The sequence below is a fragment of the Desulfobacter sp. genome (genome assembly GCA_028768525.1).
Classification (GTDB): Bacteria; Desulfobacterota; Desulfobacteria; order Desulfobacterales; family Desulfobacteraceae; genus Desulfobacter.
In genome coordinates this window covers 1,337,433-1,352,524 of sequence record CP054837.1, presented here as the reverse complement: position 1 = coordinate 1,352,524, position 15,092 = coordinate 1,337,433, and the positions used below count along the sequence as shown (strand labels likewise).

Annotated in this window: 8 protein-coding genes and 1 pseudogene; 6 read left to right on the top strand and 3 right to left on the bottom strand. The window is 40.2% G+C overall.

Translation table 11 applies throughout. The features are described 5' to 3' along the window. The first annotated feature begins 41 nt into the window (after window positions 1–41). From HUN04_06210 to HUN04_06190, 5 genes are all read left to right on the top strand, one after another. Window positions 42–1,481 carry an IS21 family transposase gene (locus tag HUN04_06210; protein WDP93180.1) on the top strand — a complete coding sequence of 480 codons (1,440 nt, stop codon included), beginning with the start codon at window positions 42–44 and terminating at the stop codon, window positions 1,479–1,481. Next, complete coding sequence (locus HUN04_06205; protein ID WDP89338.1) at window positions 1,478–2,227, top strand: ATP-binding protein; 750 nt, start codon at window positions 1,478–1,480, stop codon at window positions 2,225–2,227. Before HUN04_06210 ends, HUN04_06205 begins: the two co-directional genes overlap by 4 nt. Beyond that, a complete protein-coding gene (locus HUN04_06200; GenBank protein WDP89337.1) occupies window positions 2,227–2,445 on the top strand; it encodes a hypothetical protein in 219 nt (72 codons plus the stop codon). Before HUN04_06205 ends, HUN04_06200 begins: the two co-directional genes overlap by 1 nt. Before the next feature lie 316 nt (window positions 2,446–2,761). Then, window positions 2,762–3,271, top strand: coding sequence for a hypothetical protein (locus HUN04_06195; protein ID WDP89336.1), 510 nt, complete (start codon window positions 2,762–2,764; stop codon window positions 3,269–3,271). A gap of 92 nt (window positions 3,272–3,363) precedes the next feature. Further along, window positions 3,364–4,395, top strand: a complete 1,032-nt coding sequence (locus tag HUN04_06190) for a hypothetical protein (GenBank protein ID WDP89335.1) — start codon at window positions 3,364–3,366, stop codon at window positions 4,393–4,395. Between the two features lie 582 nt (window positions 4,396–4,977). Here the strand turns inward: HUN04_06190 and HUN04_06185 are convergent. The 3 genes and pseudogenes from HUN04_06185 to HUN04_06175 form a co-directional block, all read right to left on the bottom strand. After that, window positions 4,978–7,911: a DEAD/DEAH box helicase family protein gene (locus tag HUN04_06185; protein ID WDP89334.1), complete on the bottom strand. Its 2,934-nt coding sequence runs from the start codon at window positions 7,909–7,911 to the stop codon at window positions 4,978–4,980. A gap of 29 nt (window positions 7,912–7,940) precedes the next feature. Further along, complete coding sequence (locus tag HUN04_06180) at window positions 7,941–9,146, bottom strand: hypothetical protein (GenBank protein WDP89333.1); 1,206 nt, start codon at window positions 9,144–9,146, stop codon at window positions 7,941–7,943. 69 nt (window positions 9,147–9,215) lie between these two features. Then, window positions 9,216–9,536 (bottom strand): annotated as a pseudogene (locus HUN04_06175) (transposase). Between the two features lie 444 nt (window positions 9,537–9,980). Between HUN04_06175 and HUN04_06170 the strand changes: the two are divergent. Then, window positions 9,981–14,882, top strand: a complete 4,902-nt coding sequence (locus HUN04_06170; GenBank protein ID WDP89332.1) for a RecQ family ATP-dependent DNA helicase — start codon at window positions 9,981–9,983, stop codon at window positions 14,880–14,882. Window positions 14,883–15,092 lie beyond the last annotated feature (210 nt).

Sequence of the window (15,092 nt, the reverse complement as noted above, 5' to 3'; positions counted from 1 at the left end):
GGATGGTAACGGACCAGCAAGTGAGGAGGTTGTTCAAGTTGATTCAGTCAGAGAAGAGTTTCGGGATAGCAGCAATGAAAGCTGGAATGGATGAAAAAACAGCTCGAAAGTACCGTGAACACGGGAAGTTGCCGAGTGAACTCAAAACGGATCATACATGGCGCACACGCAAAGATCCGTTTGAGGAGACCTGGGATGGTATCAAAGGCATGTTGACCATAAATCCAGGTCTGGAGGCCAAGACACTGTTTGAGGATTTGCAACGCAGACACCCCGGCCGGTTCGCCGATGGACAATTACGGACCCTGCAACGGAGAATAAAGCAATGGCGTGCTACAGAGGGGCCGCCCAAAGAAATCTTTTTTGCTCAAATTCATAAGCCTGGCGAATTATGCCAGTCAGACTTCACCCACATGGATAAACTGGGCGTCACTATAGGCGGCGTCCCTTTTGACCACCTGATCTACCATTTTGTTTTGACCTATTCCAATTGGGAGACAGGTACAGTCTGTTTTTCAGAGAGTTTCGAAAGCCTGAGCCAGGGCCTGCAAAATGCCCTATGGGAACTTGGTGGTGTGCCGCAGCAACATCGCACCGATTGTCTGACATCCGCTGTTAACAAGGTAAGTCACCCTGAGGAGTTCACCAGCAGGTATCAGGATCTTGTTGACCATTACGGTATCATTCCTTGCAAAACTAACCCTGCCAGCCCCAATGAAAATGGAGACGTGGAGCAGCGCAATTATCGGTTCAAAAAAGCCGTTGACCAGGCCCTGATGCTGAGAGGACACCGGGATTTTAAAGACCGGGAAGAATATGACTTGTTCCTGGCCAAACTGTTCGCACAGCTAAATGCCGGTCGTAGGAAACGGTTTACACAAGAACTGGATCTCCTACACCGGTTGCCCAAACGCCGGCTTGATGCATGTAAAAAGATGGATTTAAAGGTTGGTCCCAGCAGTACCATTCGGGTCAATCACAACGTTTACTCTGTAGACAGCAGGCTCATAGGAGAAAATATCCAGGTCCGCCTCTACATGGAATGCCTGGAGGTCTGGTACGGCCAGAGAAAGGTCGATACTTTGCCAAGGTTGCGGGGTGAGGGCAAATATAAAATCAATTACCGGCATATCATTGACAGCCTGGTCAAAAAACCGGGGGCATTTGAAAATTATCGTTATCGTAATGCCATGTTCCCCACCAGCCGGTTCCGGATTGCCTACGATCATTTAAGAAAGCGTTATACCGTTAAAAGCTCAGCAGCAAGGTATCTGAAAATATTATACCTGGCAGCAAAGACAAGCGAGGTGGCAGTAGACAGCGCCCTGATGGTTCTAATAAACGAGGATCAGGAAATCAGCAAAGAGGCTGTTAAACGCCTTATTGAGTCCAACGCCTCTGTCAGCAGGCCGGATGATGTTCATATCCAGGCAGTTGATTTGACTCGTTATGACCAATTGCTCAAGGGGGTGGCGGCATGATCAATGATCGGGATCAGATAGACACCAATCTTAAAAGCCTCCATATGCCGACCATGCGCCGCAGTTATGAAGAAATGGCGGATCAGGCCAGGGCGGAGGCATGGGGATATGAAAAGTACCTCTTACAATTGTTGAGTCTCGAATGCGAAGTCCGCTGGCAGAACCGGATATCACGTAACCTGAGGGCATCCAAGTTGCCATCTTCCAAGACATTTGAGAATTTTGATAAAAAGCGCCTCCCCTTAAAGGTTGCCAATCATTTAAGTGTCCTGGTCAACGGCGCTTTTTTAGAGCGCTGTGAAAACATCCTGGCCTTTGGTAATCCGGGTAGCGGGAAAACCCATCTGCTCTGTGCCATTGGCCATGAATTAATTGCAAAGGGTAAGCAGGTTCTTTTTATCTCATGCAGTCAGCTCGTCCAGGATCTGCTGATTGCCAAAAGGGATCTTGAGCTAACCAAAAAACTCAAATCCCTCTCCAGGTTTGATGCTGTGATTATAGATGACATTGGGTATGTCCAACAAAGCCGGGGAGAAATGGAAGTGCTGTTTACCTTTTTGGCGGAACGGTATGAACAGGGCAGCCTGATGATCACGAGCAATCTTCCGTTCTCTAAGTGGGAACAGATTTTTAAGGACCCTATGACAACGGCAGCAGCCATCGACAGACTCGTTCATCACAGTATCATCCTTGAATTGAATGTGGAAAGCTATCGCATGGAACAGGCTAAAATGGAGGCCGAATAATGATCGAGACCAGATATACCAGGCAGGAGATTGTTGAGATTATTAAAATGATCCGACTGGATTTATACAATCGAGGCCTGAACTGCGGTGCCGGTGCTATCAGCAAGGAGATGGAAGCGGAAAATATTGAACCAATGCCGTCAGCAAGCACTATCGGACGGATACTATCGATAGAGGGCTTAACCCATGGAAGAACCGGGTTTTGTGATGGTAATTAAAAGGACTTTTTACCGGATTATAATGGGGGCCAGCCCCCAAACCCCCGGAGTTTAGCGCATTATAGACCAAAGTATGAGAGCAAAAAGCGAAAGGCCGTACGTGGAAAATACGGCCCCTCATACTTCAGTCACCTTCTCGGCGCTCAGGTTGCTCTCCAGCATAGCCTTATCCTCCGGAAGGATGGTCTTAAAAAACATAATCAGAATTGTTTTGCAAGTATTTTTTAATGAAATTAAATGGTTACGCAGGTTGGGGAACGGGAGTTTTAATTGTCGTTGAAGGAAAAAAATATTTGTCGTTGATCATGAGTTGGTTATGTTTAGATTTCTTGATCTCAAAGATGATTTGGAACATGGAGATAGTAGCATAGCAAATATACTTAAAGAAGTAACATTGGAAACTGATATGCGAAAGTTCATCGGAAATGAACTTAGAGAAAAAGCATTCGGACGATATTCCATTCCCCAAGAAGAGGAACTTGCCGATGCAAAAAGACCAGATTTGAGATTTCATGGAGTTAATTTCGATCAGCCGGTTCCTGTAGAATTAAAGCTTGCAGATAAATGGAGTGGGCCAAAATTGTTTGAACGTCTTGAAAATCAACTTTGTGGTGACTACCTGCGGGATAACCGTTCGAATAGGGGGCTATTTATACTTGTGTATCAGGGAGCTAAAAGCACTTGGGAAATGCCAAACGGCAATAGGGAATACTTTGAGGGGTTGACTATAGCACTACAAAAATATTGGACAGCTATTTCCACTGATTATCCAAAAGTAGACGATATAGAGATAATCGGTATAGATCTGACTAAGAGATCTAATTAAATAATCTTGAATAGATTATTTAAGTTTTTAACTTCACAATGAAAATAAAATAGAACTAATTTTTTCGTTTTGTAATTATTTATTAATAGTAAATGCAAATATTAACTGAAATTTTAAACTATTTTGCCAGTGACCCTCTCGATCCTTTGTTCTGTGTTGAAGAGGCTGCTGAAGATAATTCGAATTTAATAAATTCAACTATTGTCAGGCAATTAAATTTACTTGATGCTCAAATAGTTGAACAAACAAAAGCCGATACAGAGTTTAAATTCTTATTTAAAAATACCAACGGGGTTGAATATGATAAAAAAGCGAGAATTTGGACTTTAAAGAAAATATTGGATGAAACAATCCCCAGGTTCAGATTAAAATCTTTGCTTGATTCCCACAATTCGAAGAGACCTGATCCATACAACCATAAATCTTTAATAGATATCAATTTGAATTCCGATTTTTTGGTTCCGCTTAACTCTTTCAATATTAGAGGAAGTGCATTAATTAGAAATAATTTTGGCTTCACAATCACACCGCCGATTGATGCTAAAAATTCTCAATATTGGTTGATACAAGCATTATTAGAAGAAAATTTGCAATCAGTAACTGATGTTAGGTTAGACCCTTTCATCTTACGAGAGGAATCTGAATATCCATGCATGGAATACCGCATGTTGGTATATGGGATTTCTCTTGATTGGAATTTAATAGAAAAACTGGGATATGAAGATCACGGAAGATGGTACCCAGGAAAATTTTCTACTAAAACAGCGTATACCGATTATTCGTGGACACCAAGAGATGGGGAAGTCCATTTCAGATGTGAAGAGCTACCATTGAAAGATGATATATACAGGAGAGGGAGTCGGTACCTTCATGGAATATACATGCCATCTAAAAGAAAAATTGTTCATCTTGATGGCGCTATCAGAATATATACACCTGATGAGTGGGAGATGCGTTTAAAATCGCATGTTCGAAAAATTGGTAAAATAGGCAAACGGATTAAAATATTTAGAATTAATAAAGAAGTTTCTCGTGAATGTTTAGGGAATATTGCGTCAAATTTTTTTGTCTGGAATTATGATGTTTCAAGGTATTTTGGTGTAAAAATCCCTGAAGACTACTAACAATCGTTAACTCGATGAGCTACCAATTTGAAAAAGTCCGACAAACCCCAATTGCACTAAAGAAAACTTCCTAAAGGACTGGTAGCGGACCGGAGAAGCAGAAAAGGATTCCGGCCAAATTGCTTGAATCCGTTGTTATCAATGGTTTGAGAAGTAATGAGTGGAGAGAAGATAAGAAGCTATTCGTACAAATGATTTGTTCTATTCTCCCGGCAATCGTTTCTGGTATAGATTGTGTGGGGTAAGTTGAAGTTCAAAGTACTGTGGACTACTTCAGTTTGAGTCTCATCTCTTAGCACGAAATACACCCCATACTATCCCTGTTACTCCAGAGCATTTCCAACGCTAAAGCTCGCCCCCCCGAATTGTGAGTGGTTTGAGCACTGGGAAAAGAAGTGAATGCCTTTATTGACAGTATTTTCGGCCACGAATGATAGATATAGTCAGGATGTACAGAGTACTTTTTAATCAAAAAAATACCAGTGAAGTTGGGGGCATACTTATTGTTGACATTTAAGGACACCAATCAAAGAATGATTTGAGGGCGGGTAGTTTATTTGCAGAAGAAGAGGATTATTCAAATTACACATTTATTATCCACTTAGCCGTTGCGGCTCCACCTCTAAAAACATATTCCAACCCAAAAGCCATTAAATCAGATAAATGGTCATCAATCATATTTATAGATATTCCAGGTTGTACAGCATATATTTCAAAAAACAATTTGTTTGGAACTGTGCTTTTAAGCAAACCTACAGTTGATTCCAACTCTCCTAAAATAAATGCAGAGGGGTTTATATGCCTATTTTCATTTGATCTATGAGTCATATGCTCACATAGGATTGAAACTTCACAGTAAGATACAGATTTTACCATTTGACCAGCTACTTCATAAGCGTCATCGACCCTACCTCCAGAGGGATTTCCACCTGCGCTTTTGCAATGATATAGTTTTACGAACACTTCATTTAAGTCATTTCTTGTGACGGCAATGAAATCTGCTGCCTCTCCGGATCGGTGATCATAGAATAATGACACAATTCCGTTTAACCCTAATAACTCTCTTTCTAAAAGTTGATGTACTGTTAAATCGGGGGATGCCTTTTCGATATTAAATTCTGTTTTTATATCACAATCCCCCCAATCGAGTACTTCCGTATCGTGCTCTGACAAAGACAGTAAAACTGTTGAAGGTGGAGAAATTTGATTTACCCCCTGGAATGACGATTTGTCGGATGCGTAAAATGTAGGCGGATGCGTGGACATCCATTGTTCAAAAGCTGTCCAATCATCTACTCCAGACAAAACCTCGACATTCCATTCAGGATCTTTCTTTTGAATAAGCGCACCACCACTAATTGAGAAGATATAGCGCACTTCAATATCCTCAAATCCGATTTTGAAAGATAATGATTTACGATCATCAGATGTAGTGAAATTAAAAATATCAAAATCGGTAATTTGTTGAAAATTCCAGTTCTGTGATCCATCCATACGATACCTTATTCTTGGAGCAGATCTATAAGCCGATTTATTCCAACCTGCGGCTATTACAATAATTGGAATTTCAGAGAGAACTTTTGCATGTTGAACTATATCTAATTGAGATTGAGCGACAGCATCATTACCGCTTAATCTTGCATTTAGTATTGAAAGCCAATCGAGATATTCAGATACCGTTAATCGTTTGTTGCTCCAAACTCTGGAACTGCTGCTCGCCCCAACTGTCTCTCGTCCATCTTCAGCTTCTCCACTACCAAAAAAATGCCCTTGCACAAACGCTCTCGCATCTCCGGCGGTTACAGCTCTCTCTGCACTTGGTCCAGTTAAAACACGATATGATTCAGCCTGAGTGTTAACGGCTTTGTTTTTTAACCCCACGTTATAGAACCGAAGGCTACCTAAGCCGGCTATAGCCCTGCGAGTCACCTCATAACTCACTGGGCGATGCTGCTTTGAGCATGATTGTTCCATTAAATCCAAATATATTTTGTCCGTTCGGCGAGTGGAACCGATAAAACAATATTTGGTCGCCTCGTTGTATGCCAAAAGAAATACATCATGTCTCAAATTTGAAATAGCGTCAGATTTGGCCCAATTCGGAGGTGAATCGTCTACGGTTAATATTAAACTAATCAGCCCATCATCGGAGACCCATTGTTTTACTATTGGTAAGAAGCCACATATATTATGTCCTACCAACGAAAAATCAGGTGTTGAATTACAATCGAAAATTCTAGCATGTGCGTATAGTTTGAATAATAAAGGTGAAACGGACTCATAATCTGAGTCTCGTTGAATTTTTATCTTCAACAGATCAAGTATCTCCCGATCCTTATCGGACCTTTCAATCTGCTCCCGTGACACTTCGTCTATTAATTCAGCCACATCTATCCCTATTTCAAAAAGCCTTGATGTGGCCTCTTTTAGACGAGTAGGTGCGGTTATGAGTGTAGCATCACTGGTTCGTTCGTCATTAGTCCTCGCAAATCTACCAATGAATTGTAAGGAGGGAACCAATGATTTGTGAGGAGCATGGAGCGCCGCAATTTTCAGTTTAGGAAAATCATAACCTTCGCCAAACATATCAACACAAACGACTCCATCCAATTCTCCATTTATGAGGGCATCTTCGGTCTCATCTTGCTTTTTCTTGGTTAAATAGCTTGTAATGGCTGCTACTTTAGCACCCTCATTTTCATATACCTCAACCAACTCTTTTGCCTTCGGTCTGGATGCCGCTCTAGCGAAAATCCTATGATCATATCCATTAGCTTGATCTTTTCTTAATTGACTCACAGCAGCGGAAGCAATGGCTTGATCGATTTCGTTGTCATTATGGTCATTAGTAACTAATGCCGGTTTATAAATAACTTTTCCAAACGCTTTTTCCCTTGATGCTTTTAGCACAGGGTAAAAATAACAGAGCCTGCCGGGTATAGCTTTGTTATCTCTTCTGAAGGGTGTTGCTGTAAGGAACACAAAATTTGCACCAGAAAATTTTTCTATATAAGCTGACCATGTTTCTGCTGGAGCATGATGGGCTTCATCGAAGATAATTAAATCAAACAAGTCATCTGGAACAGTTCCACTGTTTACTGGGGAACTACTCGCAGGAGTAGAAACAACAACATCATATTTTTTCATTTCTTCCCATTGGTCCAATGATGATATCTGACCTTGTTGTAAAAGGACAATCGGGTTATCTGCATTTTCAGCTACAACATTAAGACGTTTCAGAACAGATAGTTCTTTAAAGTGGGAAGCCGTTTGTTTCCTTAAAGCGTTTGATGGCTCAACAACTAATACTCGCTTTGCTTTCATTACGAATGGCAATGACATAATTATCGCAGTCTTACCATACCCTGTGGGCAAACAAATAATAGCTGGGTCATCATAAACAGAAAAATGTGAGAGTGCGGCATGAATACCTCCTAACTGACCAGGTCTAAAACCGGTATTCGGTGAAGTTATAGGGCGGAGGGACAGCTTCTCAACTTGCTCAAAATAGTCCATGATTGTCCTTATATTTTTAGTCTCCTATTTTACATAACTATCCCTTTTAGAAGTGACTCAATTTTCAAAATACTATTTTTTACTTCTTCAATAAAATCTTCTTCGGAATCATTGCCCTTCATTTCATAACGAAGCTCAATAGTATGTAAAGGCTTAGCGATTTCTCTCAATGCTTCTGACAGGCCTGTTTTAATTCCATTGAAATTATAATAGCTAATTTGGAGAACGATATATCCAAAGTCTGAAACAGTTGAGCGAATATCGTCGAATATTTTATATTTCATACTGCCATTAGATTTTTCATACCTGGTAATTTCTTGATTAAGAACACGTTGTTTTTGCGCTATTATTTTGGATATTTTTAATTTTGATTCCTCTCTAATTGGTATAGCATCTATATGAGCTTTTTTTATTTTCCAGGCTGTTGCGACTGCATTATCAACCAATTTATTAAAATTTTCCCAAGATTCTCGCCCTATTCCTTTTGGAAAATCAACGACTTCATTCAACTGGGTGATTAGAATTTCTAAATCATCAGCAACCTCAATATTTAGAGCAAGTTCTTTAGCAATTAATTCCCGGACTTCACCGATACCATCTTCATAAGAATCTATAACTTCTTGAGCCCATGGGTTTATATCTCGTTGTCTCGATTCTTCTCCGTAAAGTATTATTTTAGTAAGAACCATATTGAGGTGGCTTAGATATTCTATTTTCTCTTTATCTTCTGAATTTTCTTCAAGGTATTCAAAAATAGCTTTCAAGGCATTTTTAAGGTTTTTTCTAAGAATCTTTCTTATTGGACCCGGCTCATCATCTTGTCCCATGTTATAGGTTAGAACACGCTTGAATCGGAGATCAAAAGGTAATTCAGACACATCCCCGTATTCTGTATTGAATACAAGAATAATTCTTTCAGAAGAAATTGATTTTAAAGCATATCCTAACTCAATCAAAACATTAGGATTTGGAAACAATCTTCCATTTTGGGATTTATTCACACAAGAAACGTCACCTACAAAAATTTTAGCGGACTCAATTTTTCGAAAAATTGTGGCAGCGATATCAGGAGATCCGGGTTCTCCAAGAGTATCACGATCTACAACAGGTTCTATGGCTATAGACTCATCCAGTTTAATATCTTTTGTTGCCTTTTCTAAAGCAGATTGAATGAGGCCTCTATTTGTATGATTTGGCAAATCTGATTGCCAAGAATAAAAAATTGTATCACCCATTTTAAAATACCAACTATAATTTTAGATTTATTTCTTATGAGCCTCTCCCATATCCTGGACCGGGCAAATTTAGAAAATTCGGGCTTCTTTTACTTGATACCGGAACTCAAAAGGAGTCAAATCTCCTAACGAGGAATGAGGCCGGAATTCATTATACTCTTTCCACCAAGTATTAATTTTTTCTCTGGCGTCGTCAATGGAAAGAAACCAATTTACATTTAAACATTCATCCCTGAAGCTTCCATTGAACGATTCAATAAAAGGGTTATCTGTTGGTCTGCCTGGTCTGGAGAAATCCAAGACCACCTTGTTTTCATATGCCCACTTATCCAACTCCTTCGATATGAATTCCGATCCATTATCAACCTGAATCCGCTGAGGAACTCGCCCTTCAATCAGGCGCAGTCCCTCAGACTATCCCTGTACTTGAACGCCAAGCGGATTGCAGTCCAGGGCGGTTACTTCTTCAGATATTAATGTGTACTTTAAAAACAGGGCTGGTAATTTTTTATTAGTGTGGCCCTGGCATTACTCATTTTCCTTGTGGTTATCGTCCGAATATATGATCATTTTTAAAATCGAACTTGATGCCAAGTCGGTTGAATATTTGATTTGTCTGGCAGTGAACAATGCCAAAAGCATTGAGCCCCACAAAAAAATCTCAAAGCCAGAGAAGGAATACCATTTCTCAACCACATATTTTTCAGTGATTCAAGAGCAATTTTGATTAGCTACTATCAATCAAGCTCATCAAAAATCAGGAAAACCCCGATTGTTTTCTTTGAATGAGGAGTTTATAGTGCTTCAGTTTCGATGATTGGCAAGGAGTGCTATTTGGAACCGTTTCAATCAATATTGTATCTTGATCTTGAGCCCCTTAACAATGATGCCAAAACTATCAGGGAGATTGGTGTTGTCATTGGGCATTATCAATACAAAAGTGGATCTGCTTCTCAAATCTTCGAGCTGATCGAACCCTATCAACCCCAATACCTATGCGGGCATAACATCAGAGCTTTCGATTACCATTACCTTATGGAGACAAGGCTCTCCCAGTTAATACAGGATCTGGAAGTCATCGATACCCTTGATCTATCTTTACTGTTTTTCAATGAAAAGACCCTGCACAAATTACCTAAAGCATATAAGGCTGATGACCCCGAGAGAATAAGCGATCCTTTGGAAGATGCCAAAATTACCCGTGAACTTCTATTCAAGTTGGTCAAAAGGTTTTCAGAACTCAGTGATGAGTTAAAAATCATCTATCATACCCTGCTATGCAAAACCAACCGGTTCAAGGCGTTCTTCCGTTTGATTGAATCTGATTTGCCCGATACAGTGTCAGACTTAAACTCTTTGATCGTAAAAGTGCTGAACAACAAAATAAGAAATAGCACGAAGATGGATAAATTGATTGAGCAAGATCCTGTGGCGCTGGCTTTCATTCTCAGTGTTTTGCACAATGATATTGAAGTAAGGGCATTCCCCCCCAAGGTGTACTTTGATTACCCACATATCCAGGAGTTGTTGGTCTCATTGACCTTCGACCCTGAGTATGAAATCAAGAACCTTACAGAAAGTGCAAAGACTTATTTTGGATTTGACAGTTTTCGGGCTTTTCCCAAATTGGGAGCAGAAAAAGACCTCTTTGCTCATGGCCAAACGGTTTCTCAAAAGGATATCATTACGGATACTCTTAAACGGGAACACCTTTTAACTGTGTTGCCAACCGGTGGCGGTAAGACTTTTACGTTCTGGTTGCCTGCCATAATCAAAGCTAAGAAAACCAAGAGCCTTACAGTGGTTATCTCTCCATTACAAGCTTTGATGAAAGACCATATCTTCAACTTCAATAAGAAACTTGTCGGTTTATCTTCTGCTGAGGCGTTAAGCGGCTACCTGACTCTTCCGCAAAGAAGGACGATCATTCGCCGTATCATCAATGGTTCAGTGGATATACTCTATCTTGCTCCGGAATCCCTACGATCTAAAAATTTGGAGCGCATTTTAAAGTTCAGGTATATTGATCGAATAGTCATTGATGAGGCTCATTGTCTTTCCACTTGGGGAAATGACTTTCGCCATGATTACTATTACATTGCCAGTTTCATACAAAAGATAACGGATCAGAAATACAATGGAACCCCAATTCCACTTTCCTGCTTCACGGCAACGGCCAACAAAAAGACCATTGAAGACATCGAGGGGTATTTTAAGGGAACTCTTGGGGTTACATTCAAAACCTATATCGCATCGCCTAATAGAACCAATCTAACATACAGTGCTCAACGGTTTAAAAACAAAAAAGAAAAAGCTATGGCTCTGACAGCTAAAGTCAGAGAGATTGAAGATCCGATTCTGATATACAACCCTGCCAGTAGAAAACAGTGCGAGGATATTGCAGAACAACTAAGCACAGATTTGGGGCGTTCTATCCTGCCTTTCCATGCCGGGTTATCATCTTCAGTTAAAAATAATACGCTAACCGGATTCATCAAAAATGAAGCTGCAGGGATAGTTGCGACAACAGCCTTTGGTATGGGCATAGATAAGCCAGATATACGCCATGTCATGCATTATGAAATCTCTGCCAGCCTTGAAGACTATATGCAGGAATCCGGTCGTGGTGGCAGGGATGGTGGACAAGCCCATTGCCATCTCCTGTTCAACTCTGATGATTTTGATAAACTGTTTTTCTCTCAAATCCGTCAAAAGGTAACACAACCGGAGATTAAAAAGGTATTCCAGGTCATCAAAAGCTATGATGGGATGAAGACCAAGGACGATAAAAAACGAATCGTTGTATCGATTCATGAGTTAGCGCAGAGCATTGGGATTCAGACCGATGATGAGAATGCAGGTTTTGACACTAAGATTAAAACTGCCATATTGGAGCTTGAAAGGTGTGGATACCTCAAGCGCGGTTATAATATTCCGGATGTCTGGGTCACGTCACTGCACTTTTCATCTATGGAAGACGTGCACGAGATCCTCAAAAGCAACGGCCTATCAGAAACTGCTGAGGATGAGAACGAACGTATTCAGGTCAAGTCTATTGTATTGGTTTCTAAGACTCTGATTAAAAAAAGCGGACAGAGGTTCAGCCTGCACATCGAAGATTTAGCCCATCTTTTGAATCTGGATGTCAACGAAATCTATAGAGTTCTTGACCAAATGCGCCAGATGGATTTGATCTCCTTGAAGGAAGATTTGATCATTGGCGGTTTTCGACAGCGCAAACTACTTCAGCTCGTCCAGATTATCCCTGCATTGAAAACCAAACTACTTCCCATATTGAACCAACTGTCTCAAACCCGATTCAAACTTAAAGACTTAAATCAACGCCTTAATGATGAAGGGATATCAATCCAGTTTTCAGATTACGCTTACGTATTGAAATACCTTCTGTTTTCTATAACCCGGAGAGGTGTGATCGAATGCTACAGAAGAAAAGCAAATGATCAGTATTGGCATCTTAGTCTCGTTGATCATAAAAAGGCTCAAACCAGGCTGTCAGACTTCTTGGAAACTCTTGAGACAACAGCCAAATACCTGCTTCAAGCCTACCGAGACAATAAAAAAGACAAATTAATCATTCCCTATGAAACCATGGTTCACTCTTGCAATAATACTTTGAAAAGAAGGATTCCAGTAAGTGGTTATGATCAAGCTGTCATGTACCTCCACAACATTTTTCTGATCAAATTAGAAGGAGGAAGAGTTCTCCACCATATGCGCATCGAGGTTCTAATGAATAAGGATTTCGATGCAAGGAAACAATATACGTTGGAGGACTATAAGCGCCGTATGGCCCCGATGTATCAGCGCAAAAGGGCTTCCGTCCATATAATTAATCAGTACATAGATCTATTAGAAGCATCTCCGGATAAAGCCCAAGCCTTTGCCCAAGATTACTTTTCTATGGACTATGACGAGTTCATCAGAGCTAATAAACTGTCACGGCTTGTTAACCTTCCGGTTTCCCAACATAGGTATAAGAAAATTAAGAAAGGGCTGACTGAAGAACAAAAGGAGGTTGTATTTGACGATAAATCCAGAACTATGCTGATTCTGGCAGGACCAGGCACTGGCAAAACCATGGTCCTCATCAATAAGATTGCTCACATGATCCTGGACGAGAATTACAAGCCAGAGCATTTCTTGATGCTCACTTTTACAAGATCCGCAGCTCATGAGTTTAAACAGAGATTGTTTCAGTTATTGGGAGACCTGGCCTATGACATAGATATCTATACTTTTCACGCTTACGCCACAGAACTTGCGGGTATCACAATAGATAGGGGACATGGTGTAAGCGTTTTTGAAGATTTGATCAGCAGGGTTACAGCCCAACTACATAACGATGAAATAGTGTTGCCGTTTAAGAACGCCATCATCCTTGATGAATTTCAGGATGTAAACAGCGACTCTTTCGAATTTATAAAAGCTCTGTACTGGCAATTCTCCAATCGGAAGGATAATGAACGAGAGAATGATGTAAGAATAATTGCTGTTGGTGACGATGATCAGTGCATCATGGAAACAACTAACGGGGCTGATATAAATTTCATGAGAAGATTCATCAGCTCGTTTACAGACGAGAACCAAGATACCAAGAAGCATTATCAATTAACGACTAACTTCCGAAGCCAAGCCAGTCTCGTTAATTATTGCAACCAATTTGCCCAAAACATTAAGGATAGAATCCATATTGGAAAGCAATTAATTCCCAAAAGCACCCATGAAGGAGACGTCCGGGTGTTCAATTATTCAAGCACTGAATTCTTATTCGAGATAAAAGATCATATTCTTAAAAGTGATTCATCCCAGATTGCGGTGTTGACACATGAGAACGAACAGGTGCTTGATCTCTATTCTATACTGAAACAGCACAACATGGATGTAATGTATTTGCTGAGAAACGAAGGATTCAAGCTTTATATGTTGGATGAAATATTTTCATTCACAGCCTATCTTAAATCCAACCTGGAAGATGAGGCCAATCTAATCAGCCATAAACTGTTCGAGGATGCTAAAAATTTTTTGAAAGCGACCTACACCTCTTCTACTTTGCCTTTGGCATTGAATCACATAAATGCATTTGAAGACGACCATGAGCTTTTAACCTTATCATTTTGGGAGAATTATACTTTCGAAGTTAACGTCAGTGATGTTCAGAACACAGAAACGAAGGTCATAGTCTCAACCATCCATAAGTCTAAAGGCAAGGAGTTTGATGAAGTCCATGTAGTCTTGCAGAAAAAGCATAGTATGAACCTACCAGACTATTTCTACAGGCTATATTACGTTGCTTTATCTAGAGCTAAATCCAAGCTCTTGGTACACACTTTTCCCAATGATGTATTTACCAAAGGTGAATCCCGTATTCCAAACCCGGCACCGCCAAAGCAGAGAATTCTGATCATGCAATTGGAGGACTGCTATCTAAGCTATCTTGCAAAAAACAAATCAGCAAAAGATTATGTTGCCCGTAACAAAATCCAGGCAGGAGATTCTGTAGACTTGATTCCCAGCCCTCACGGTTTTGATATTGTCTACGGTAAGAGGACCATTGGTAAAACATCAAAGGCGTTTACTCGAAAGCTGAATAGATCTTTGAAAAAAGGCTATAGTCCATCGGAAGTTCAAATAGAATATATTGCCAAATGGCATTCTCAAGACACTCAAGAACATCTGAATATTTTTCTATGTAGGGTTATTCTGAAGATTGTATAGCATATAAGGTTGGTGAAGTAGACCCACCAACCTTACTTCTGCTATTGATAGCTCTTTCCTGAAAGGCAAAAAGGATGGATCATACCATAAGTCACCGCCCCGGGAATGCGAATTTTTAAGCAATTTAAAATTGTACAAACCATTAAGATATTGATCAAGCGGTGCAAGCCTATTATTAATTTTATTACTCCTACTCATTTTGAATAGCCT